21 protein-coding genes are annotated in these 21,201 nt (G+C 68.7%); 11 read left to right on the top strand and 10 right to left on the bottom strand.

The annotated features are described in order from the left end of the window. Positions 1-15: 15 nt before the first annotated feature. The 3 genes from AC1DK9_RS16180 to AC1DK9_RS16170 all read right to left on the bottom strand — a co-directional run bounded on the left by AC1DK9_RS16180 (position 16) and on the right by AC1DK9_RS16170 (position 2,308). A complete protein-coding gene (locus AC1DK9_RS16180; protein WP_476916575.1) occupies positions 16-1,380 on the bottom strand; it encodes an MFS transporter in 1,365 nt (454 codons plus the stop codon). Positions 1,381-1,478: 98 nt separating this feature from the next. Then, the gene (locus AC1DK9_RS16175) at positions 1,479-1,799 is read right to left on the bottom strand and encodes a GYD domain-containing protein (RefSeq protein WP_476916574.1); all 321 of its coding nucleotides are present in this window, start codon (positions 1,797-1,799) and stop codon (positions 1,479-1,481) included. 173 nt (positions 1,800-1,972) lie between these two features. Beyond that, a complete protein-coding gene (locus AC1DK9_RS16170) occupies positions 1,973-2,308 on the bottom strand; it encodes a cupin domain-containing protein (RefSeq protein ID WP_476916573.1) in 336 nt (111 codons plus the stop codon). Positions 2,309-2,460: 152 nt separating this feature from the next. On the opposite strand from AC1DK9_RS16170, the gene AC1DK9_RS16165 reads away from it, so the two are divergent. Continuing rightward, positions 2,461-4,191, top strand: coding sequence for a RecQ family ATP-dependent DNA helicase (locus tag AC1DK9_RS16165; protein ID WP_476916572.1), 1,731 nt, complete (start codon positions 2,461-2,463; stop codon positions 4,189-4,191). Between the two features lie 13 nt (positions 4,192-4,204). On the opposite strand, the gene AC1DK9_RS16160 is transcribed toward AC1DK9_RS16165, so the two are convergent. Then, complete coding sequence (locus tag AC1DK9_RS16160) at positions 4,205-4,522, bottom strand: acylphosphatase (protein ID WP_476916571.1); 318 nt, start codon at positions 4,520-4,522, stop codon at positions 4,205-4,207. 158 nt (positions 4,523-4,680) lie between these two features. Between AC1DK9_RS16160 and AC1DK9_RS16155 the strand changes: the two genes are divergently transcribed. After that, on the top strand, positions 4,681-4,947 hold the full coding sequence (locus tag AC1DK9_RS16155; RefSeq protein WP_476916570.1) for a YegP family protein: 267 nt from the start codon (positions 4,681-4,683) through the stop codon (positions 4,945-4,947). Positions 4,948-5,228: 281 nt separating this feature from the next. On the opposite strand, the gene AC1DK9_RS16150 is transcribed toward AC1DK9_RS16155, so the two are convergent. Then, positions 5,229-5,966, bottom strand: a complete 738-nt coding sequence (locus tag AC1DK9_RS16150; protein WP_476916569.1) for a hypothetical protein — start codon at positions 5,964-5,966, stop codon at positions 5,229-5,231. Between the two features lie 6 nt (positions 5,967-5,972). Next, positions 5,973-6,563 carry a hypothetical protein gene (locus AC1DK9_RS16145; RefSeq protein ID WP_476916568.1) on the bottom strand — a complete coding sequence of 197 codons (591 nt, stop codon included), beginning with the start codon at positions 6,561-6,563 and terminating at the stop codon, positions 5,973-5,975. Between the two features lie 356 nt (positions 6,564-6,919). Here AC1DK9_RS16145 and AC1DK9_RS16140 point away from each other — a divergent pair, with 356 nt between their 5' ends. Beyond that, on the top strand, positions 6,920-8,155 hold the full coding sequence (locus tag AC1DK9_RS16140) for a mechanosensitive ion channel family protein (RefSeq protein WP_476916621.1): 1,236 nt from the start codon (positions 6,920-6,922) through the stop codon (positions 8,153-8,155). 384 nt (positions 8,156-8,539) lie between these two features. On the opposite strand, the gene AC1DK9_RS16135 is transcribed toward AC1DK9_RS16140, so the two are convergent. Together AC1DK9_RS16135 and AC1DK9_RS16130 are read right to left on the bottom strand one after the other, a co-directional pair. Beyond that, positions 8,540-9,418: a pullulanase X25 domain-containing protein gene (locus tag AC1DK9_RS16135; RefSeq protein ID WP_476916567.1), complete on the bottom strand. Its 879-nt coding sequence runs from the start codon at positions 9,416-9,418 to the stop codon at positions 8,540-8,542. A gap of 122 nt (positions 9,419-9,540) precedes the next feature. After that, complete coding sequence (locus tag AC1DK9_RS16130) at positions 9,541-10,407, bottom strand: DUF1295 domain-containing protein (protein ID WP_476916566.1); 867 nt, start codon at positions 10,405-10,407, stop codon at positions 9,541-9,543. Positions 10,408-10,550: 143 nt separating this feature from the next. Here AC1DK9_RS16130 and AC1DK9_RS16125 point away from each other — a divergent pair, with 143 nt between their 5' ends. Then, entirely contained in the window at positions 10,551-10,991 is a 441-nt protein-coding gene (locus AC1DK9_RS16125) for a DUF2177 family protein (protein ID WP_476916565.1), read from the top strand. Positions 10,992-11,076: 85 nt separating this feature from the next. Next, a complete protein-coding gene (locus tag AC1DK9_RS16120; RefSeq protein WP_476916564.1) occupies positions 11,077-12,051 on the top strand; it encodes an aldo/keto reductase in 975 nt (324 codons plus the stop codon). A gap of 118 nt (positions 12,052-12,169) precedes the next feature. On the opposite strand, the gene AC1DK9_RS16115 is transcribed toward AC1DK9_RS16120, so the two are convergent. Continuing rightward, a complete protein-coding gene (locus AC1DK9_RS16115) occupies positions 12,170-13,294 on the bottom strand; it encodes an adenosine deaminase (protein WP_476916563.1) in 1,125 nt (374 codons plus the stop codon). A 48-nt stretch (positions 13,295-13,342) separates the two neighbouring features. On the opposite strand from AC1DK9_RS16115, the gene AC1DK9_RS16110 reads away from it, so the two are divergent. Next, on the top strand, positions 13,343-15,961 hold the full coding sequence (locus AC1DK9_RS16110; protein ID WP_476916562.1) for an excinuclease ABC subunit UvrA: 2,619 nt from the start codon (positions 13,343-13,345) through the stop codon (positions 15,959-15,961). Positions 15,962-15,974: 13 nt separating this feature from the next. On the opposite strand, the gene AC1DK9_RS16105 is transcribed toward AC1DK9_RS16110, so the two are convergent. Beyond that, on the bottom strand, positions 15,975-16,547 hold the full coding sequence (locus AC1DK9_RS16105) for a hypothetical protein (protein ID WP_476863299.1): 573 nt from the start codon (positions 16,545-16,547) through the stop codon (positions 15,975-15,977). Between the two features lie 145 nt (positions 16,548-16,692). Here AC1DK9_RS16105 and AC1DK9_RS16100 point away from each other — a divergent pair, with 145 nt between their 5' ends. From AC1DK9_RS16100 to AC1DK9_RS16080, 5 genes are all read left to right on the top strand, one after another. Continuing rightward, positions 16,693-17,598 (top strand): MSMEG_6728 family protein, encoded by a 906-nt coding sequence (locus tag AC1DK9_RS16100; protein ID WP_476916561.1) that lies wholly within the window; start codon positions 16,693-16,695, stop codon positions 17,596-17,598. Positions 17,599-17,726: 128 nt separating this feature from the next. Further along, positions 17,727-18,626 (top strand): SDR family oxidoreductase, encoded by a 900-nt coding sequence (locus AC1DK9_RS16095; RefSeq protein ID WP_476916560.1) that lies wholly within the window; start codon positions 17,727-17,729, stop codon positions 18,624-18,626. 54 nt (positions 18,627-18,680) lie between these two features. Further along, positions 18,681-19,070, top strand: a complete 390-nt coding sequence (locus AC1DK9_RS16090) for a DUF1622 domain-containing protein (protein WP_476863302.1) — start codon at positions 18,681-18,683, stop codon at positions 19,068-19,070. 3 nt (positions 19,071-19,073) lie between these two features. Next, positions 19,074-19,826, top strand: a complete 753-nt coding sequence (locus tag AC1DK9_RS16085; RefSeq protein WP_476916559.1) for a YqjF family protein — start codon at positions 19,074-19,076, stop codon at positions 19,824-19,826. Between the two features lie 86 nt (positions 19,827-19,912). After that, positions 19,913-21,201: DUF222 domain-containing protein (locus AC1DK9_RS16080; protein ID WP_476916558.1), on the top strand; the 1,289-nt coding region annotated here is incomplete at its 3' end.

Raw genomic sequence — 21,201 nt, 5'->3', positions numbered from 1 at the left:
CGTCAACTCCCCCGCTTACGCCGTCCGCCGCTCCCGCCACAGCAGCGACACCACGAACACCACCGCACCCAGGCCGATCATGACGAAGACCATCAGCCCCCAGTTCGCCTGGCTGACGCCGGTGCCGTAGAAAATGCCGATAAGCACGGTGGCCGTGATGGCGCCGAGGTAGCGGCAGGTCTGGAAGATTCCCGCGGCCACCCCGCGCTCCTCCAGCCGGGTGGACAGGTACAGGCCCTGGCTTGAGGAAATGCTGACCACGCAATATGGCACGCCCAGCAGCGCGGTCAGTGCCAGCACCAGCGGAACGGCCAGCGAGGCGGTCAGCAGCCACATCGCCGCCGACGCCGCAACCAGCGCCCCGACGCCGGTGATCAGGACCCGCCGGACGCCGAAGCTGTCGATGGCGCGGACCGCGAAGGGCGTCCCGACCACCGAGATGGCGGCGAGTGGCAGCATCAGCAGGCCCACGATGCCAGGGTCGTAGCCGCCGGCGGTCTGCAGCAGCTGCGGGAGCCCGAAGAACGCAAAGTAGTAGACGCCGTTGAACAGCGCGAAGCCCAGGTAAACCAGCAGCAGCGGCCGGTTGGTCCCCAGCAGCCGCAGGTCCAGGAAGGGCGGGCTGAAGCGCAACTCCCGCACGGTGAACAGCACGGCGAGCAACAGACCGCCGCCCAGCAACCACCACCGGTAGGCCGGCAGCACATTGAGCAGCGCCATCATCACCAGCACCAGCGCCCCGATGAACGCGCCGATGCCCGGCAGGTCCGAGTCGCGGAGCAGTTCCGACACCCGGCCGCGTTCCCGCTCAGCGTCCGCCGGCGCAAACCGGCGGACCACCAGGATCGCCGCCAGCGCCAGGGGCACGTTGATCAGGAACAGCGCCTGCCAGCCCACCAGGCTCACCAGCAGGCCACCCACCACCGGCCCGACGGCGGCGGCCGAGGTGTTGGCCATCTGGATCCGGCCCAGCGGCCGGGTGGACCTCACGTCCGCCTGCCGCGCCAGCGCCGCTACCATCACGACGGCGCTGGGATACGCCGTCGCGGTGCCAAGCGCCATGAAAGCCCGCGCGACGCAGAGCAGCGCGAAGTTCGGCGCGAAAGGGGCGAACGCGCAGGTCACGGCCACGAGCGCCATGCCCAGCAGGAACAGCCGGCGCGGGCCGAAGCGGTCCGCGAGCCGTCCCATCAGCGGCTGGCCTGCCGCGGAGGTGAGGTAAAACGAGGTGACCACCCAGGTGACCGTGGCGACGTCGAGCGCGAAATCCGCGCGCAGCACCACCAGCGCGACGGCGATCATCGAGGAGTTCAGCGGGTTCAGCGCCGTGCCGAGGCTTAGTCCTGCGATGGCGACGCCGGTGCGGGGAGAGTTGCTCACGGCAACAGTCTGTCCTACGACGGCGGCCGGAACCGAACCCGCTCGCCGGCACGGACGGGTTGAGTCGTCACAGAACGCAGGCTGTGGCAGGCAGCTGCCTACTGACCCGGGGCCCGGTAGCTGGGTGTCTTCTTGACCGCTTCGTCGATGTCCTCCACCGACATGAGCGGCTTCAGCCGGACGTTGACGTTGCCGGTGGCGTTGATTATCAGCGAAAGGGCTGCGGCGTCGGCATCGCTCGGGGCCTCCAGGACGCCCAGGACGTCGGTGTCCCCGAAGGCGTAATAAAAGCACTCGAGCGTTCCGCCCACGGATTTGAGGGCGTCCACCAGGGCGTCGCGGCGTTTGCTGCCGCCCTCGCGCATCAGTCCCTTGATTCCTTCGCCCAGGTAGTTGGCTTCAAACAGATACTTGGTCATGGCAGTTCCTGTCCCGTGAAGTCCAGGACGCGGGCATCCGGGGGTGTGATGGCACCCCGACGAGGGAGGGTCCTGGAGCCGGTCCCCGGAGTGGGGCCGTCGTGGCACAGCGTAGGCCCACTCCGGCACACTGACAACGGGTGCCGGAAAGTCTGCCGGCACCGTCCTGCGGCTCAGCTCTTCGTCTTGGCCACCGTCATCAGGATCGCCGAATCTTCTTCCGCCATCAGGCTGTGCAGCCCGTCGGGCACGATCAGCAGGTCGCCGGCTTTCCCCTGCCACGATTCCTCGTCGGCCTGCAGCCGGACGCAGCCGCGGATCACATAGACCGTCGCCTCCCCGGGGTTCTGGTGCTCGCTCAACTGCGTCCCGGCCTTGAACGCCATCACGGTCTGCCGGAGGACCTTCTCGTGGCCGCCGTAGACGGTGTCGGCGGCCCTCCCGCTGCCGGCCGCGAGCGCCGCCGTGACCTGCTGGCGGGCCAGGGCGTCGATCGATATCTTCTGCATGCGGCCACCCTACCCAGCGCCACGGTCCCTGCCGAGGGCCATTTGTCCCGGCCGGGCACCACAGCGTTTTTTGTATCACCCGGCTGCGCCTACCCTGAACTCAAAGACGGCACACAGCCGCCAAGAAGCCGCGAGCGCAAGGGAGCCGCCGAATGAGCCAAGCCATTGCCGGCCCGTCGCGCGGAGCGCCCGACGACGGTGCCCTCCGCGCGCTCGCGGCCACGGCTTTCGGCCTCCCCGGGCTCCGCGACGGGCAGCTCGAGGGCATGGCCGCGTTGATTGCAGGCCGGGATGTGCTCGCGGTGATGCCCACCGGCTACGGGAAGTCGGCCATCTACCAGGTCCCGGCGCTGCTCCTGCACCGGGACCTCAAGCGGCCCACCGTCGTCGTGTCCCCGCTGATCTCCCTGCAGGAAGACCAACTGGACGGTCTGGCGGAGGCGCTCGGGCCGGGCCACGCCGTCGCGGTCAATTCCTCGCACAGCGCTGCGGAGCAGGAACGCGTCTGGCAGGCCGTGGAACACGGAGATGCGGCATTCCTCTTCCTCGCCCCCGAGCAGCTGGCGAAGACCGGCACGGTGGAACGGCTCGCGGCCCTCAACATCGCCCTGTTCGTGGTGGACGAGGCCCATTGCGTCTCCGCGTGGGGCCACGACTTCCGGCCCGACTACCTCGGCCTCGGCGAAGTCCGCGAGCGCCTGGACAACCCTACGACGGCTGCCCTAACAGCCACCGCCGCTCCCCCGGTCCGCGAGGAAATCCTGGACCGCCTGCGGATGACGGGTCCGCTGGTCCTGGTCCGCGGCTTCGACCGTCCCAACATCAGCCTGGACGTCGTCCGCCACCACGAGGACAAGGAGAAACGCCGCGACGTGCTGCGCCAGGCTGAAACCCTGGTCAGCGACCTGCACGGCCCCGGCCTGGTTTACGCCGCCAAACGCAAGGACACCGAGAAGTACGCCGCGAAGCTGGTGCAGCGCGGATTGCGCGCCGCGGCCTATCACGCGGGACGGAGCGCGGTGGAGCGGGACGAGGTCCACCGGCGCTTCCTGGCCGGAGACCTCGACGTGGTGGTGGCGACCACCGCGTTCGGCATGGGCATCGACAAGCCGGACGTCCGGTTCGTGCTGCACGCGGACATCCCCGAGTCGCTGGACAGCTACTACCAGCAGATCGGCCGGGCGGGCCGCGACGGGCTGCCCGCCGAGGCTGTGCTGCATTACCGGTCCGAGGACCTGGGCCTGCGCCGGTACTTCGCCACCCACCGCCCAGACCAGGATGCCCTGCTGGCCGTCCTCAGCTTCCTGCGCGACGCCGGCGGCCCGGTTCCCCAGCAGGACCTCGCGGCGGCCGCCGGGTGCAAGCCGCGCCGGCTTACCGGGCTGCTGCACGAACTGCAGGACACCGGCGCCGTGACAACCGGCGGCGTCGTGTGCCTGGAACGAGGTGCCGATCCCGCGCAGGTGGTGGAGCGCGCCGTCGCCCTCGCCGCGGCGCGGGAACGCGTGGACAAGTCCCGGATCGCCATGATGCGCGGCTATGCGGAGACGCACCGGTGCCGGCGCCAGTTCCTGCTGGGCTACTTCGGCGAGGAGCTCCCCGCTCCCTGCGGCAACTGCGACAACTGCGCCGAGGGTTCCGCGTACCGGACGCCCGACGGCGGCGCTGCCGGCGCCTCGTCCTCGACGGAGACCGAGGCGTTCCCGCTGAACTCGGCCGTGGAGCATGCCCTCTGGGGCCCGGGCCTGGTGATGCGCCACGACGACGGGCTGATCACGGTGCTGTTTGAGCGGGAGGGCTACAAGACCCTGTCCCGAAGGGCCGTGCTGGCCAGCGGACTGCTCAGGCCGCTGCCGACGCCCCGGCCTGACGTCCCTGCCTAAGCACCTACCGGGCTCAATACACCACCCGGAAGTTGCTGAACGCGCCGGTCGCCGGGGACAGCTCTTCCTCCACGTGGTCCACCCGCCCGGGCGCGTCCGGCGAGCGGAGCCAGCTCCGGAATTGCAGCACCACGGCCTGCGGGCCCTCCACCACGACGGCGACAGTACCGTCGTCGTCGTTCCTGACGGTGCCGCACAGGCCGAGCTGCTCGGCCTTGCGGACCGTCCAATAGCGGAAGCCGACCGCCTGCACCATTCCCTGCACCCGGGCGGTCAGCCGCACGGCGATCCCCGCATCCGCCGGTCCGGAATCCTCAGCGTATTCAGCCATGAACCAAATGTAGTCCCGGTCCGGCGCCAGCCACATCCGGGACTTTCGCCCCTTTCAGGCCCGCCGCGGGCCCATGGATGGTGGAAGAAGACCTCCGGCACACTGCATCCAGCGGACAACCCGCGTCGCGCGCCGGAACGCCTGAAAGGAATAGACAAATGGCAGGACAATTCGAGATCTTCACCGACGCAGAATCGAACGTCCGGTTCCGGCTGCTTGGGGCTGACGGCACAGTGCTTGCTGTCTCAAAGGCCTTCGAGGACAAGCGTGCCGCAGCGGATGGCATCATGGCCGTCCGTGAATGCGCTGGCACCGGGCTGATCCGCGAGACGCATTCCACCCCCTGGGGCGGGACCACTTGGACCAAGGGCAGCCAGCCGTCCCGCCCCCACTCACGACAGCGCAGGCACTTGCCTGCCGTCTAGCACACCCCAGAGCCGACGCTCCCTCACATCCGGCGAACCCGGGCCCGACGCTCCCTCACATCCGGCGAACCCGGGCCCGACGCTCCCTCACATCCGGCACCCCCGGGCCCGACGCTCCCTCACATCCGGCGAACAACACTGAGGGAGCCTCCGGGCAAGACCGCCAGACCTGAGGGAGCGTCCCTGACTGCACCGCCAGAGGTGAGGGAGCGTCCAAGGCAAGACCACCAGACCTGAGGGAGCGTCCCGGAAAACACCACCAGACCTGAGGGAGCGTCCGTTTAGTCCGCGGGGCGGAGGGATGTGATCATCTTCCGGATTAGTTGGTACTCGGCGGTGCCAGCGTAGCGCTTGGCCTTCTCCAGGTACGGCAGCGACGCCGGGCCCGGGGTGAGGTTGTTCGCCGGGTTATAGGAGCCACCGAACAACGCTCCGCTGGGCGGCCAGAGGAACAGATGGAACATCGGGCACGCGAGCGGGCCGGTCTCTTCAGGCATCATGGTGATGCCGTACGCGGCCATGGTCGTGGGGGACGGTCCGGTGCCGTCACCGCGGGATTCGAAGACGTAGCGGGGCACGCCCCGGTCCGCGCTGCCCGGCTCCACCAGGGACTGGACGTCCTGGGAATCGTAGACCTGATACGGGTACTGCTCGGTGCACTCGGCGCCGGTGACGATGTTGGTGCGCAGTTGGGCCATCGGCTTCCCGGCCGCGTTGGTCACGTCCACGAACGCGCCGCCCAGGTCACCGCCGGGATCCCTGGCGGTCCAGCCCGGCGGGTAGTCGAAAGACAGCCCGTCCGCTGTCGTGAAGGTCTGCCAGCCCGACGGCGTCGTCTGCGGCGGCGGCGTCTCCGAGGGCGGTGCCTCTGAGGGCGGTGCGGTTCCGGAGGCTGGTGGGCCCGCCGTCGTCGTTCCGGCCGGCGCTCCACTCTCCGCCGGTACTGCCGGAGCCGCACAGCCGCCGAGGAGGATGAGCAGTCCCAGCGCGGTGCCGGCCGCCTGCCACGCGTGTGCCACAGGCGGCTATTTCCCCGCCGGGCGCAGGGACATCATCGCCTGCTTGATGTACTTGTACTCCGTGGTGTCCTTGTATACCTCCGGTGTGTCCACGTGCATCGGCTTGCCGGGGGTGGTGTCGAACGGGTCGTATACACCGCCGAAGGACGCCGACTTGGGCGGCCAGGGGAAGACGTGCGAAATGGGGCAGGCCTCGTTCCCGGTGGGCTCCGGGGCCGCCGTGATGCCATAGGCGAAGGTATTCGGCTTCCCCGGATCCGCCGGGGTGGCGTTGACCCGCGCCTCGTAACTAAATCTGGGAGCCACCCCGGACTGCGCCAGGGCGGGAATCGGCGCGGAGTCGTAGGCCATGAACTGCGACTTCGTCGTGCATGCCGGACCGGCGCCCACCTGGGTCCGCAGCGTCGCCATCGTCTTGCCGTAGTCACTCACCAGCGCCGCAGCACCGTTGACCTCCTTGACCGACCAGGTCGCTGGGTAATCGAAGGTCAGGGATCCGTCCGCCGTCGTGTACGACTTCCAGCCTGCCGGGGCAGCCGGCGTCGGGGCGGGCGTTGTCGAGTCCGGCTGCGTGGTACCCGTGGGGGACGGTGACACCGATGTTGGCGAGGCGCTCGACGGCGAGGCGCTCGCAGTGGCGGAGGCCGACGTCGTGCCCGGCGGGGTGGTGGCCGGAGCCGCCGCGGGCGACCCGCATCCAGACAACAAAAGCGCCGCGCAGAACGCGGCGGAAACGGCTGCACCCGATGATGTCTTATGGCTCATGTCACCCTCCCCCGGAGATGCAAGTGATGGCACCATTCTGGGGCATTGAACCGCGGATTCTAGGGCCTTAGGGCCCTAAACCGGCTCCAATGCGACCCCCGAAGTGCCGGGGAGAACGGGCGTGACCAGACCCACCTTGACAATCCACCGATTTCAATTGGCCAGCGAAGCTTGCTAATCCTTAAATGATGCAAGAGTTTCTGAGTTCCGCCATGCCGTTCCTCGCCGTGGCGTTCGCCGTGGCCGCCGGGCTGATCGCCTCCTGGCTGGTGCGCCGGGTAATCCTCCGGCTCAACCGCAAGCAGGAGGCCCTGCGGGAGACCTCCCGGATGGCGCGGTTGCCGCTGCGTTTCGCACTGTGCCTGATCGGAGTGCGGATCGCACTGGCCCTGACCACCGCCGACGCCGATTGGCGCCGCAACGTGGACCACGGCCTGGCGATCGCGCTCATTGGGTCTGTCGCCTGGCTGGCGATCGCGGTGCTTCTGATCATCGAGACCATGGTCCTCACGCGGTACCGGGTGGATGTGGCGGACAACCGGCGGGCACGCCGGCTCCGCACCCAGGTGATCCTGGCCCGCCGGATCGGCGTCGCGCTGATCGCGATCGTGGCCCTGGGCAGCATCATGCTGACCTTCCCCGCCATCCAAGCCCTCGGCGCCGGCCTACTGGCTTCCGCGGGCGTGATCTCGATCGTCGCCGGCCTCGCGGCGCAGACCTCCTTGGTCAACGTCTTCGCCGGCATCCAACTCGCCTTCACCGACGCGATCCGGGTGGACGACGTGGTGGTGGTGCAGAAGGAATGGGGCCGGATCGAGGAGATCACCCTGACCTATGTGGTGGTGCACATCTGGGACGACCGCCGGCTGATCCTGCCCTCCACTTATTTCACCACCACCCCGTTCGAGAACTGGACCCGGCGCCAGTCCGAGGTCATGGGTACGGTTGAGTTCGACCTCGACTGGCGCGCCCCGGTGGAAGCCATGCGCGCCGAGCTGAAGAAGGTCCTCGCGTCCACGGAACTCTGGGACAAGCGCGTGGGGATCCTGCAGATCACGGACGCGACGGCGGGTTTCGTCCGGGTCCGCATCCTGGTCAGTGCCGGGGACAGCGCCTCGCTCTTCGACCTGCGCTGCCTGATCCGCGAAGAGCTGGTGCTCTTCCTGCAGCAGGAATACCCGACGGCGCTCCCCCACGTCCGGCTCGAATCCATGCCGTCCACTGGAGCCTCCAGCCAGCCCGCGGCCCGGCGTCCGGGCAAGCTCGCTGCGGCAGATGAGACCGCCGCCCGGTTGCCCTCCGACCCGCACGACTCACAGCTCTTCACCGGCTCGATCGAAGCCGTGCAGCGCTCCCGGGCATTTTCCGGACCGGGCGAGGACGTATTCGAGGACCGAGACAAGTCGATCGCGGCGCAGAACTAGCCGCGCGCTCTCCTGCCGCCTTCCCTCCGGGGTAGCACGGGTCGATAATCGGAGCCATGACCATCCCCCCAGCACCCGAACCGTCCCCGTTTCCGCCTGAGCCCGGGCCGACGTCGCCCGAGCCGCAGCCCGGCGACCCGTTCCCGCCGGATCCGGGACCTACCCCGCCGGCACCGATCCCAGCCCCGGGCCCAAGTCCGGCGCCAGGGCCTACGCCGGGTCCGTTGCCAATTCCCGACCCCGGCCCGGTTCCGCCGCCGCCCGTTCCACCGGCCCCGGACCCCACCCGGTTTTAACCCGACGCGGGGTCACTTACGGCCCATCCCGATAGCCAGGATGGGCCGTAAATGACCCCGCGTTGCTTGGTGCAGATCCGCCGCAGGCCTACTCGACGACGATGTCCTTGGTCCGGTGGTCGTACTGGATCACCAGCAGGCCGCCGCGGTGGTGCACCTCGTGGTTGGCGCCGTCGAAGTGGCCGAACGCACCGTAGTTCTCATCCCAGGAGCGGTTGATCGCGATCTTGAAGCTGTAGGAGCCGGCGGGCAGTTCCGCGGCGATCTTCCAGAGCTGGTCCACCTCGTCCAGCTGCATCTGGGACTCGTCGTACTGCGGGGCCCAGTTTGCAGGGGCGCCGAGCAGCACGTTGAAGTCGCCGGCAACGGCCACCTCGGCAGGCTGCTGGATGGTCTCCGCGCCTGCTGCCGGGGCGGCGGGCGCGGCGACGCTGGCTGCCTTTTCCGAAGACTTGCGCTTGCGGACGGCCTTGGCGACCGGCGCAACAACCTCTTCCACCAGCTTGGCGGCCGTGTCGGCCACCTTCTCTGCGACCTCTTCGGCTACCTTGACGGCCTTCGGCGCGGCCTTTGCCGCCGGCTTACCCGCGTGACCGGCCGGGCCGGCAGGAAGCGGGGTGTCCGCGGGAGGCTGGGTACCGGCGTCGAGCGCTGCAGTGAAAGCGCCGGGATCGGCGAAGGCGACCGTGGCGCGCTGGCCGTCCTCGGTGATGGTCCAGCCGGAGCGGCCCTTGACCAGCCAGCCGGACTTGACCAACTTGGCCGTCGCGGTGGTCAGCGCCTTGTGGCCGCGGGGAATGCCGCCGCTGAGCAGTTCTCGCTCGTGGTCGTTGAGCGGCACCCGCGCGATGGCCTCGCCGAGCACGACGCCGGCGTTCAGCTTCTCGCCAGACCAGACCCCCTCGGCCAGGACGTCCAGCACAGCCTTAAGCCGAAGGTTCGTGTTTTCCGCAGCGTTCGCGCCCATGGGTCTCCTTTAGAAGCAATTGATCCACCTGCATTTTGCCAAGGTTCGGCCCGTTCCGCGACCGGGCAGGGTTAACTCTGTGTGTCGTGACCCCCTGTGACGGCCACAGCGGCGTTGCGTGGCTAGATCCGCGGGATCAGCACAGGGGTATTCTTCTTGTACTCCTCGTAGTCGGCCTGGCCACCCCACTTAGTGTCGGCCTTCTTTTCGAGATGCGGCACCCCGCTGACCTTGGTGATCAGCAGGGCGACGAAGACCGGGGAGATGAGGGCGACCCACTGCCAGCCCTGCAGCACCGGCAGGGCAATGATGGCGACGCCGACCCAGAGCAGGATTTCACCGAAGTAGTTCGGGTGCCGCGACTTCGCCCACAACCCTGTCGAGATGAACTTCCCCTTGTTGGCGGGGTCGGCGCTGAACCGTGACTTCTGGGAGTCAGCCACAACCTCGAAGCTGAAGCCGGCCACCCAGACGAGCAGGCCCGCCACGGCGAAGCCATCCAGCGCTGCCCGGTTCGYGGACGTCATGGCCACCCATGCGGCGGCCGCCGTGAATGCCACCCAGATTCCCTGCATGGTCCAGACGCTCAGGAAACGGACGAAGGATGGCTTGATCTCATCGAAGCGGTCGTCCTTCCCGGCTTTACTGATGCGGCGGAAGAGGAAGGAACCCAGCCGGATCGCCCACACCAGGACCAACCCCGCCAGCAGGAGTCCCCGGGCGTCGATCCCCGGCGTCAGCAGCACCAGCAGCAGGGTGACGGCGATGTAGCTCAGGGAGCCCGTTAGGTCGTAAAACTTCTCGGTTTGAGCCAGGAAGGCCGGGATGAATGCCAGCCACTGGATCAGGAAGGCTGCCCCGACGGCGAGCACGAACACTGGGATCCCGCCCGCAACTGCACCGCCTTGGCTGCCGGCCCAGGCGAGCCCGGCACCGAGCAGCACTACCACCGGGATGGCGGCGAGCGCCTTGCGTTCGGACTCCTTCATGGACGGTTCCTTCCGTTGGCGGCCCGAGGTCTCGTAACCGGCGCTTACTACTAAGCCTACGAACTAGTATTGGGGAAAGTTCCAGTTCCACCGGTCATGCCCCGCCCATCACTCAACGCGCGTCCCGCCCAGAAGGAGCCCCCATGACCCGTCCGCTCAGGAAGTGGCTGCTGGCCTACGCCGTGGCCGCCGTGATTTTCGCCGGGATCGACGCCGTCTGGATCTTTACCGTGGCCAATCCCCTGTACCGCAGCCAGATCGGGCACCTGCTCCCGGCCAACTTCAACGCCGTGGGCGCTGTCCTGTTCTACCTCGTCTACGTGGTGGGTATCGTGCACTACGGTATCCGGCCTAACGATCCCCAGGCCACGCTGAAGAGCCGGGTCCTCGGGGCGGCGCTGTTCGGCTTCTTCACCTACGCCACATGGGCCCTGACCGCGTTCGCCATCCTCAAGGACTTCCCCGCCCTGGTGGCCCTGACGGACATCCTGTGGGGCGCAGCCGTGTGCGCGGGCGTCACCGCCCTCACGGCGACGATTCTGCGACTGGGCAAACCCGTTGCCCGCGGTAAGCAAGCTCACTAGAGTGGGTTGATCGGCGCCGCCCACCGCCCGCTCCCCCGGGGCAAATCCGCGGCACTCCATCCCCCTTCAGGTTCAGGAGATCCCCATGGAATCACGCACCCTTGGCTCGCTCACCGTCTCCGCCCTTGGACTGGGCTGCATGGGCATGAGCGAGTTTTACGGCCGGGGCGACGAACGGGAGTCCGTCGCCACCATCCACGCCTTCCTTGATGCCGGCGGAACCCTGCTGGACACCGCGGACATGTACGGCCCGTTTACCAATGAGAAGCTGGTGGGCGGCGCCATCGCCGGCCGACGTGACGACGTCGTACTGGCTACCAAGTTCGGCAACGAACGCCGTGAGGACGGCTCCTGGGTGGGCATCAACGGCAAGCCCGAGTACGTCCGGGCCGCGTGCGACGCGAGCCTGCAGCGCCTCGGCGTCGACCACATCGACCTGTACTACCAGCACCGGGTGGACAAGACGGTGCCGATCGAGGAGACCGTCGGCGCCATGGCCGAGCTGGTCCAGGCCGGCAAGGTCAAGCACCTGGGACTCTCCGAGGCCAGCGCCGACACCGTCCGCCGGGCCCACGCCGTGCACCCCATCACSGCCCTGCAGACCGAATACTCCCTGTGGGAGCGCGAGCCGGAGACCAAGATTTTCCCGGGGCTCGCCGAGCTCGGCATCGGATTCGTCCCCTACAGCCCGCTGGGCCGCGGCTTCCTCACCGGCCAGCTGCGCAGCGAGGAGGACTTCGCCGAAGACGACTTCCGCCGCCACTCGCCGCGCTTCCAGGGCGAGAACTTCACCCGCAACCTCGAACTCGTGGACCGGGTTACCGAGCTCGCCCGCGAGAAGGGCTGCACCCCCGCGCAGCTGGCGCTCGCCTGGCTGCTGGCCCAGGGCGAACACATCGTGCCGATCCCCGGGACCAAAAAGCGCGAACGGCTGCAGGAGAACCTTGGCGCCGTCGACGTCGAGCTCTCCGCGAGCGACCTTGCCAGGCTCGATGAGCTGGCCCCGGCCGGCGTCGCCGCCGGCGCCCGTTACCCGCACATGGACAGCATCGACGTCTAGTCGCCCCGCCCCGGGCGTTGCTCTCTCACTTATGGCTCCTATCCGGCCGGTTTGGCAGCCATAAGTGAGAGAGCAACCGAAGGGTTAGCGGCCCGAGGGGTTTAGCKGCCCGAGGGGGTTAGCGGCCCGAGGCGGCCAGTTCGGCCAGCAGTTCAGTCTTGCGTTCCTCGCTTGCGAAGGAGGACCGGATGGAGTTCGCCGCGAGCCGCACGCAGTCGAACTCGGAGAGGCCGATCACGGACTTGAGCTGGGCAAAGTTGTCATCCACATACCCGCCGAAGTAGGCCGGGTCGTCCGAATTCACGCTGACGTTTAGCCCGGCCGCGAGCATTCCCGGCAGCGGATGGTCGGCGAGCGTGTCAACCGCGCGGAGTCGGACGTTGGAGAGCGGGCAGACGGTCAGCGGCATGAGCTCGTTGACCAGGCGTTCCACCAGCTCGGGGTCCTCCATGCAGCGGATGCCATGGTCGATCCGTTCCACGCCCAGCAGGTCCAGCGCCTCGATGATGTACGACGGCGGGCCCTCCTCACCGGCGTGCGCGATCCGCCGCAGCCCGGCGTCCGCGGCCCGGGCGAAGAGCCGTTCGAACTTCGACGGCGGGTTGCCCACCTCGGCCGAGTCGAGGCCGATTCCGGCGATCGGCGCGCCCATGGCGAGCAACTGCTTCAGCACCTCGAGCGCCGATTCCTCGGACAGGTCGCGCAGGAAGGCGGCGATCAGCAGGGTGGAGATGCCGAATTCCTCCGCCGAGGTGGCCAGCACCGAGGCCACGCCGTTCACGCAGGTCTCCAGGGACACGCCGCGGGTCAGGTGCGCCTGCGGATCCAGCATGATTTCGGCATGCCGCACCCCGGCCTTGGCGGCCCGGGTCAGGTAGGCGCGGGTCATGTCCGCGAAGTCCTGCTCGGTCTGCAGCACGGCCATGTTCGCGTAGTACAAATCCAGGAACGACTGCAGGTCGGTGAATTCATACCGGGCACGCAGCTCGTCCAGGTCCGCGTACGGCAGCGTGATGTTGTTCCGTTCGGCGAGCGCAAAGATCAGTTCCGGTTCCAGCGTTCCCTCGATGTGCAGGTGCAGCTCGGCCACCGGCAGCGCCGCGTGGACCTCCTCGGGGATTTCGGCGAACTCGGGAACGGTTTCAGCTTCGCGCCCTGCGGCCTGCTCAGCCTCCCGCTCAGCCTGCGGCTCCACGTCCGGCTCAGCTTGCGGCGCCTCAGCACCGCCGTCGTAAGTTTCCATTCGGTAAGGATATGCCCGCCCGAGGCAAGGACGGATAGAGTCGAACAGATGCAGAATAATCAGCAGGCTTCCGATCTCACCGGCGTCACGCCGGACCACCCCACGGACGGCTTCGTCCGGGTCCGCGGCGCCCGGGAGAACAACCTGCGCAACGTGGACGTGGACGTGCCCCGCGACGCAATCGTCGCCTTCACCGGCGTCTCCGGCTCCGGCAAGTCCTCGCTCGCCTTCGGCACCATCTACGCCGAGGCCCAGCGCCGGTACTTCGAATCCGTGGCGCCCTACGCCCGGCGGCTGATCCAACAGGGGCACAACCCGAAGGTGGAGCTGATCACCGGCCTCCCGCCCGCCGTCGCGCTCCAGCAGCGGCGCGGCACCCCCAGTTCCCGCTCCACGGTGGGCACCGTCACCACGCTGTCCAACTCGCTCCGGATGCTCTTCTCCCGCGCCGGCAGCTACCCCGACGGCGCCGCGTCGCTCGACTCGGACGCCTTCTCGCCCAACACCGCGGCGGGGGCCTGCCCCGAATGCCACGGCCTCGGCATCGCCCACGCGGTCACCGAGTCCTCGCTGGTCCCGGACCCCTCGCTGAGCATCCGGGACGGCGCCATCGCTGCCTGGCCGGGCGCCTGGCAGGGCAAGAACCTGCGCGACATCCTCACGCACCTGGGCTACGACGTCGACACCCCGTGGCGGAAGCTGCCCAAGAAGCAGCGGGACTGGATCCTCTTCACCGAGGAGCAGCCCGTGGTGGAGGTGACACCGCAGCGCGACCGCGTCGCCAAACCCTATAAGGGCCGCTTCTGGAGCGCCCGCAGCTACGTCCTGCACACACTCGCCGATTCCAAGAGCACCACCATGCGCGACCGGGTGCTTCGCTACATGGAAACCGGCCCGTGCCCGCGCTGCGGCGGCAGCGGCCTGCGCCCCGAGGCCCTCGCCGTGACCTTCGCCGGCAAGACCATCGCCGAGCTCAATGCCGTCCCGATGATCGAACTGGCGCAGATCATCCGGCCCACCACCGAACTGACCTCCGCTGGGACGGCTTCCCGCAAGCAGTCCTCCGGCGAGTCCAACGAGGTGGCCGTCGCGATCACGCGCGACCTGCTGCAGCGCGTCACCGTGCTCCTGGATCTGGGCCTGGGCTACCTCGCGCTGGGCCGTTCCACGCCCACGCTTTCCCCCGGCGAGATGCAGCGCCTCCGCATCGCCACCCAGCTGCGCTCCGGTCTGTTCGGTGTGATCTACGTGCTCGACGAGCCCTCCGCCGGACTGCACCCCGCCGATGCCGAACCTCTGCTCGCGGTGCTGGACCAGCTCAAGTCCTCCGGAAACTCGGTGTTCGTGGTGGAGCACAACATGGACGTGGTGCGCCGCGCCGACTGGCTGGTGGACGTGGGCCCGCGCGCCGGCGAGGGCGGCGGCGAGGTGCTCTACAGCGGCCCGGTGGCCGGCCTCGCCGAAATCGAAGCCTCCGTCACGCGGCCGTACCTGTTCCCGGAAGCTGACGGGCTCAAGGCGGACGGGCTCAAGGCGGACGACGGCGGCGCGCCCGGTTCGGCGGGCAAGGGCAGCCGCCGTTCCGGGAGCGGCGCTCGCCGCGAGGCGGCCGGCTGGCTCGAGCTGCGCGACATTAGCCGCCACAACCTGCAGAACCTCGATGCGAACTTCCCGCTCGGGGTGCTGACCGCCGTCACCGGGGTCTCCGGTTCGGGCAAGTCGACGCTGGTCAGCCAGGTCCTCGCCGAGGTGGCCAACTCTTGGCTGCACCCGGGGGCTGACGCCGCGGCCGGCGCCGCGGCATCACCGGACGAGGTTGCCGACGACGCCGAAGAGCTCAGCACTCCGCTGAGCGTGGGACCCGTATCCGGCCTCGAACAGATTCACCGCCTGGTGAAGGTGGACCAGAAACCGATCGGCCGCACCCCCCGGTCCAACCTCGCCACCTACACCGGGCTGTTCGACGCCGTCCGCAAGGAATTCGCCGCCACCGACGAGGCGAAGGCCCGCGGTTTCGGTGCCGGGCGTTTTTCCTTCAACGTCGCCGGCGGGCGCTGCGAGACCTGCCAGGGCGAGGGCTTTGTGGCCGTCGAGCTGCTCTTCCTGCCCGGCAGCTACGGCCCCTGCCCGGAATGCCACGGATCGCGCTACAACCCCGAAACCCTGGAGGTCACCTACCGGGGCAAGAACGTGGCCGAGGTGCTCGGCATGACGGTCAACGCTGCCGCCGACTTCCTCACCGACGTCCCGGCCGCAGCGCGCGCCCTGCAGACCCTGCGCGAAGTGGGCCTGGGCTACCTCCGGCTGGGCCAGCCCGCCACCGAACTCTCCGGCGGCGAGGCCCAACGCATCAAGCTCGCCACCGAGCTGCAGCGCGCCCAGCGCGGCCACTCGCTCTACCTGCTGGACGAGCCCACCACCGGACTGCACCCGGCCGACGTCGAACTCCTGATGGCCCAGCTGCACCGCCTCGTGGACGCCGGCAACACGGTGGTGGTGGTGGAGCACGAGATGGACGTGGTGGCCGCCGCGGACTGGGTGATCGACCTGGGACCTGCCGGTGGCGACGCCGGCGGCAAGATCATTGCAGCCGGGGAGCCCGCCGTCGTCGCACGCTCCAAAAAGAGCAGGACCGCCCCGTATCTCGGGGCGGTCCTGAAGGGCTAAAGCGGAGCAGGCCCTACGCGGCGCGGGGCAGTTCGCGGATGATGCGGACCTTCCAGGCGGTGTCGTCGCTGGTGTCCAGCAGGGCCACGGTGCCCTGTGCGAGGTGCAGGGCGACGCGCTTGGCTGCGAGCAGTTCCAGGTAGAGCTGTTCGTTCATCCGGGCCGGGGTGTCGATCACGTACTTCACCGCGTCACGGACCTTGCGGTAGTTGGCGCTGCGCTCCCGGTGCAGGTGGAGTTCGAGCATCCGGCGCTGCCGCAGCCGCGGTTCATGCCGGTTCAGCCAGGACACGGCCGCGTGCACAGCCACCACAAGGGTGAGCGAGATGGCGTAGATTTCCCAACCGCTGGAGAGCAGGAACAGCGGCAAATTAGCGATCGCGACGACGGCGATGAACAGCCGGAACGCCAGCAGCCGGCGCATGGTCAGGGCCACCGAGGCAAGGGCCGCGCGGAAACCGTGCTGTTCCTTGCGGGCCTCGGCCGGGTCCAAGGTGAATTCTTCGAGGACCAGGATTCCGTTGGCTTCCGGGCCGAGCATTTGTCCGTATTTGGGCGCAATGGGCGCCGTTGATTCAAGGGTCATGGCGGGTCTTCCGTGCGGCTGGGGTGGTTCCCGTAAATGATAAATCCCCGGTCTGGGAGCTGTCTGTACGTATCCGCGATGTGAACACGCTCACCCGGCGGCCCCAGCAATTGGCGATGCGGCCCCGTGGCCCCAAACTGGAGAGATGCAGACTTTCCTCCCCTTCCCCGATTTCCAGCAGAGCGCCGCGGCCCTTGACCCCGCGCGGCTCGGCAAGCAGCGCGTCGAGGCGCTGCAGATGCTGCGCGCGCTGGTGATTCCCGAGTACGGCTGGCAGTCCCACCCCGCCGTCCGGATGTGGATGGGACACGTCCCTGCCCTGACGATGTACGGCCTGGCCATGGTGGACGAATGGACCGCACGCGGCGGCGAAGACACCACCCGGGAAAAGATCATGGAGTTCGCTCCGCAGGCCGCGCACCCGGACTACGCCGCCAGGATCCCGATGCCCTACTGGCTCGGCAACCCGGATTTCCACCTCAGCCACCGCTCCCGGCTCCTCGCCAAGGATGAGCGGTTCTACGCGTCGGTGTTCCCCGGCACGGACCCGGACCTGGAGTACGTCTGGCCCGAGCCCAAGCACGAACTGCTCCCGGAAGATCCCACCGGCGACCGGATGTGGGTCCTCCGCCTGCCGCTGGGAGACACGGATCCGCAGCAACTGGACACGATCAGCCTGCCGCCGGTGCGCGGCAAGGCGAACAGCGCCGCCGGGGAAGATGAGTACCAGTTCGTCTACGCGGACAACGGTTCGCGCCGGCCGGATAAGAACGCCCGCAAGCGCCCGGCCAAGCCGCTGGTGAAGAAGCCCACCCGCAAGCGACAGGCGCAGGAAGAGGCCTTCACCACGCTGCCCGGCAAGTCGGTCGTGGCAATCCCGCTCGAGGGCGGCCGCTCCTTCGCCGTGGGCGAGGTCCAGGGCCGACCAATCACGGTGGACGGCCACTTTGCCCGCAACTTCCAGGTCAACGAGATCCTGGCCCGGCGGGACTTCGACTACCCGGCGCTGCTGCAGGATCCCCGGGCGTTCTTCCCGATCCCGGCACGCTAGCTCGGGGCGTCTGACCGCTCGCGGGTTCCGTCCGCAGTCGACGTTTCGAAGCGTCGAGGTGGGTCGGAACCCGCGAGTACGTCTGCTGCCGACCTCACCGCCCCGGAATTGCTGGCAGACTTGCCGGTATGACTGTACTGCTGGCCGGTTGCGGCGATCTGGGGACCGAGGCCGGGCTGCGTTTTGCCGCGGCCGGGCACCGCGTGGTGGGCTGGCGGCGCTCACCGGAAAAACTCCCTGAGGCCATCGAGGGCGCTGCGGCGGACCTGAGCTCCGGCACACTGCCACCGGTCCCCGCGGACACCACAGCCGTCGTCGTCGCCATCGCCGCGGACTCCCCCACCGAGGAGGCCTACCGGGCGGCGTATGTGGACGGCCTGGCGCACGTGCTCGACGCCGTAGTGGCGTCCGGTGCGCCGGTCCGCCGGGTGCTGTTTGTCTCCTCCACGGCCGTGTACGGCGGCGCCGGGGGCGGCTGGGTGGACGAGACCGCGACGCCGAACCCGGGTGGATTCTCCGGCCGCATCATCCGCGAAGCCGAGGAGTTGCTCTTCAGCCGGCTCCGCGGCACCGGGATTACGCCGGTGGTGCTGCGCCTCGGCGGGATCTACGGGCCGGGCCGCACGCGACTGATCGACCAGGTGCGCGGCGGGAGCGCCACCCTTCCGGCCGAGTCCCGCTTCACCAACCGGATCCACCGCGACGACGCCGCTGCCGCGATCGTGCACCTGTGCACCATGGACGCCGAGCCGGCGCCGTTGTATCTGGGCGTGGACAACGAGCCCGCCGAACTTGGCGAGGTGCTGCGGTTCCTGGCCGTCGAGCTGGGAATGCCGGAGCCTCGTCTCGAAGCGGGGGCTGCCTCGGCCGGCGAGCCCGGGCGGACAGGCAGCGGCGAGCCGTCCCGCGGCGGAAACAAGCGTGTCAGCAGCGCGCTGCTGCGCTCCACCGGCTTCGAGTTCGAGTATCCAAGCTTCCGCGAGGGCTACCGAGCGATCCTCGCCGGCGTCGGCGAGCGGCACCCGTGATGCCGTTTGCTCGCTGACCACTAATTTTCACACTCGACTCCTCCAAGGGGCAGCATGGATTTTCAGCACATCATCGAGACGGTCGGCCGGTTCATGGACTTCGCCGGCGTGGCCATCATGGTCATCGGCGCCCTGGTGTCCATCCCGATGGCCCTGAGGGGATTTCAACCGCGGCAGCTGCCGGCCGGGTCCGAACCGCTCTCGGTCTACCGGTCCTACCGGCAACTGCTGGGCCGCTCCATCCTGCTGGGCCTCGAACTGTTGGTGGCCGCCGACATCATCCGAACCGTCGCCGTCACGCCGACCTTCGAGAGCGTCGGCGTGCTGGCCATCATCGTGCTGATCCGAACCTTCCTGAGCTTCTCGCTCGAGCTCGAAATCACTGGGCGCTGGCCCTGGCAAAAGCAACCGGCGGCCGCCCAGACGGCCTCGACGGCCGGCTGACCAATGGGGAACGATCCCTGGCCGGAGGCGGGCGGTTGGCCGGAGGCGCCGGAGCTGCCGCGGCCCGTCATCATGGACCAGCGCTGGACGGACGCCGTGTTCCTGCACTGGCGTATTCCGCTGGCGGTTGCGGCTACGTTTATGCCTGACGGCGTGGACCCGGACGAGTTCGACGGCTCGGCCTGGGTGGGGCTCATCGGCTTCCGCATGCAGGGCGCCGGCCTGGGCCCCGGGCCCGGCATTCCCTACTTTGGCAGCTTCAACGAGGTCAACGTGCGGCTCTACTCCAGGGAACCGGACGGTACGCGGGGCGTTGTTTTCCTGACCCTGGATGCTTCGCGACTGGCGGTGGTCCTGGCAGCACGGGCGGCGGGGATCCCCTACGTGTGGTCCCGGGACCGTTTCAGGGCTGCCAGCCCGGACGACCCCTCGATGGGGTATTCCGTCCGGCGCTTTCGGGGCGGCGTCCGGAGTGAGTTCGCGGCGGTCCCGGAGCTCGACGTCGAAGCAGCCGATCCGTTGTCAGTACACCTCACGGCACGATTTGGCCTGCATAGCCGGTTCGGTGGCAAAACAATCTACATTCCCAACACCCATGCGCCTTGGCCGCTCTACCGGGCTCGGGTGACGGTGTTGCAGGATCAACTCGTCGCAACCGCCGGCATCACTGTTACCGGACCGCCTGAATCCGTGTTGTTCTCCCCAGGTGTGCGAACGCAGTTTGGCCGGCCGAGGGCGCTGGCCGGCGGGAGCTGAGCCCGTGGCCGTTCTGTTGCGGATAGTTGCTCGGTGCGCATTCGACTGCGGCCAATAATGTCGTAGGTCTCTGATGAACTTGGTTCATGGGAATCAGCGCAGCTCTCATCGCTCGTCCGGCCGGCTGGCCGGGCGGCAATGCGGGTGGGGTTCCGTCGATGGACATCATTGCCCGGCAGTTGCGGGAGTTGTGTACGACGGCGGCGCGGGACGCTGCGCTGCTCGGATTCCGGGGCGCGGCGGAGTTTGCCGGCCGGGTTGAGGAGATCTCCCGGGCCATGGAATACCTGCAAGTCGTTGCCGCCGGGGCCGTGGACCGGACCCGCAAGGAAGCCGCCGCCGATGCGCTCCCGGCCGCCGGCGACGGGTACCGCAAGACCGGGGACTTCCTCCGCGCCCGGCTCCAAATCAGTGCCGCCGAGGCCCACCGCCGGCTCTGCCTCGCCGGGACCGTGCTGCCGCGCACCGGGATCACCGGGCAGGTCCTTCCGCCCCTGCGCGAGGAACTCGCCGGGGCCGTGGCCGCCGGCGCGGTTCCTTCCCGGTCCGCGACCATCGTCAGCCAGGCACTGGACCGGGTCCGGCCGGTGTGCGACCCGGACACCGCCGCCAGGATGGAACACGCCCTGACGGCCACCGCGGCGGAGCACGACCCGGACTTCCTGGCCCGGATCGCCCGCCGCTGGGTGGACGCGATCGACCAGGACGGGGCCGAACCCTCCGAGGAGCTCCTGCGCCAGTTACAGGGCGCGTTCATCCGCAGGCCCCGCCACGGCCTGCAGCACCTGGAAATCTTCGCCACCGCCGAACAGTTCGAACACCTTCTGACCGTGATGAACACCGCTACCAACCCCCGCGCCGGCACCCCGGCAAACGACTCCGGTGACTCGGCAGCCGGGCGTGCGGGCAGCGAACCCGGCGGAGAGGCGGCCGCCGGAGAAGCACTGCTCGACCGGCGGTCGAGGCCTCAGAAACTTCTCGACGGCCTCATTGGCGCCTGCAAAGTCGCCCTCGCCTCCGGCGGGCTGCCCGCCGCGGGCGGCCTACGCCCCCAGGTCATGGTCACCATCGACTACCGCGACCTCCTCGAACGCCTCCAGCGCCACCAACGTGACGCCGACGCCGACGCCGACGGACGCAGCCCCGGAGCGGGACCGCTCGGGTTTACCGGCACCGGCACGATGGCGTTCACCGGCCCCGTCACCGCCGCGACCATCCGCAAAATCGCCTGCGACGCCGACATCATCCCCGTCCTCCTCGGCACCCAAGGCAGGATCCTCGACATCGGCCGCACCAGCAGGCTCTTCCCACCCCACCTCCGCAAAGCCATCACCGCCCGCGACCAAGGCTGCACCTTCCCCGGCTGCACCATCCC

The organism is Arthrobacter sp. 01T414, from assembly GCF_056398965.1.
Note: the sequence above shows the minus strand (reverse complement) of the source record. Positions and strands in the feature narration are given on the sequence as shown.

Coding starts and splice junctions, on each gene's coding strand:
- AC1DK9_RS16170 (WP_476916573.1), bottom strand. CDS start 2,308: ATGCAGAAGATATCGATCGACGCCCTGGCCCGCCAGCAGGTCACGGCG.
- AC1DK9_RS16090 (WP_476863302.1), top strand. CDS start 18,681: ATGGATTTTCAGCACATCATCGAGACGGTCGGCCGGTTCATGGACTTC.
- AC1DK9_RS16110 (WP_476916562.1), top strand. CDS start 13,343: ATGCAGAATAATCAGCAGGCTTCCGATCTCACCGGCGTCACGCCGGAC.
- AC1DK9_RS16175 (WP_476916574.1), bottom strand. CDS start 1,799: ATGACCAAGTATCTGTTTGAAGCCAACTACCTGGGCGAAGGAATCAAG.
- AC1DK9_RS16125 (WP_476916565.1), top strand. CDS start 10,551: ATGACCCGTCCGCTCAGGAAGTGGCTGCTGGCCTACGCCGTGGCCGCC.
- AC1DK9_RS16105 (WP_476863299.1), bottom strand. CDS start 16,547: ATGACCCTTGAATCAACGGCGCCCATTGCGCCCAAATACGGACAAATG.
- AC1DK9_RS16155 (WP_476916570.1), top strand. CDS start 4,681: ATGGCAGGACAATTCGAGATCTTCACCGACGCAGAATCGAACGTCCGG.
- AC1DK9_RS16160 (WP_476916571.1), bottom strand. CDS start 4,522: ATGGCTGAATACGCTGAGGATTCCGGACCGGCGGATGCGGGGATCGCC.
- AC1DK9_RS16135 (WP_476916567.1), bottom strand. CDS start 9,418: ATGGGCGCGAACGCTGCGGAAAACACGAACCTTCGGCTTAAGGCTGTG.
- AC1DK9_RS16100 (WP_476916561.1), top strand. CDS start 16,693: ATGCAGACTTTCCTCCCCTTCCCCGATTTCCAGCAGAGCGCCGCGGCC.
- AC1DK9_RS16095 (WP_476916560.1), top strand. CDS start 17,727: ATGACTGTACTGCTGGCCGGTTGCGGCGATCTGGGGACCGAGGCCGGG.
- AC1DK9_RS16165 (WP_476916572.1), top strand. CDS start 2,461: ATGAGCCAAGCCATTGCCGGCCCGTCGCGCGGAGCGCCCGACGACGGT.
- AC1DK9_RS16085 (WP_476916559.1), top strand. CDS start 19,074: ATGGGGAACGATCCCTGGCCGGAGGCGGGCGGTTGGCCGGAGGCGCCG.
- AC1DK9_RS16115 (WP_476916563.1), bottom strand. CDS start 13,294: ATGGAAACTTACGACGGCGGTGCTGAGGCGCCGCAAGCTGAGCCGGAC.
- AC1DK9_RS16140 (WP_476916621.1), top strand. CDS start 6,920: ATGCAAGAGTTTCTGAGTTCCGCCATGCCGTTCCTCGCCGTGGCGTTC.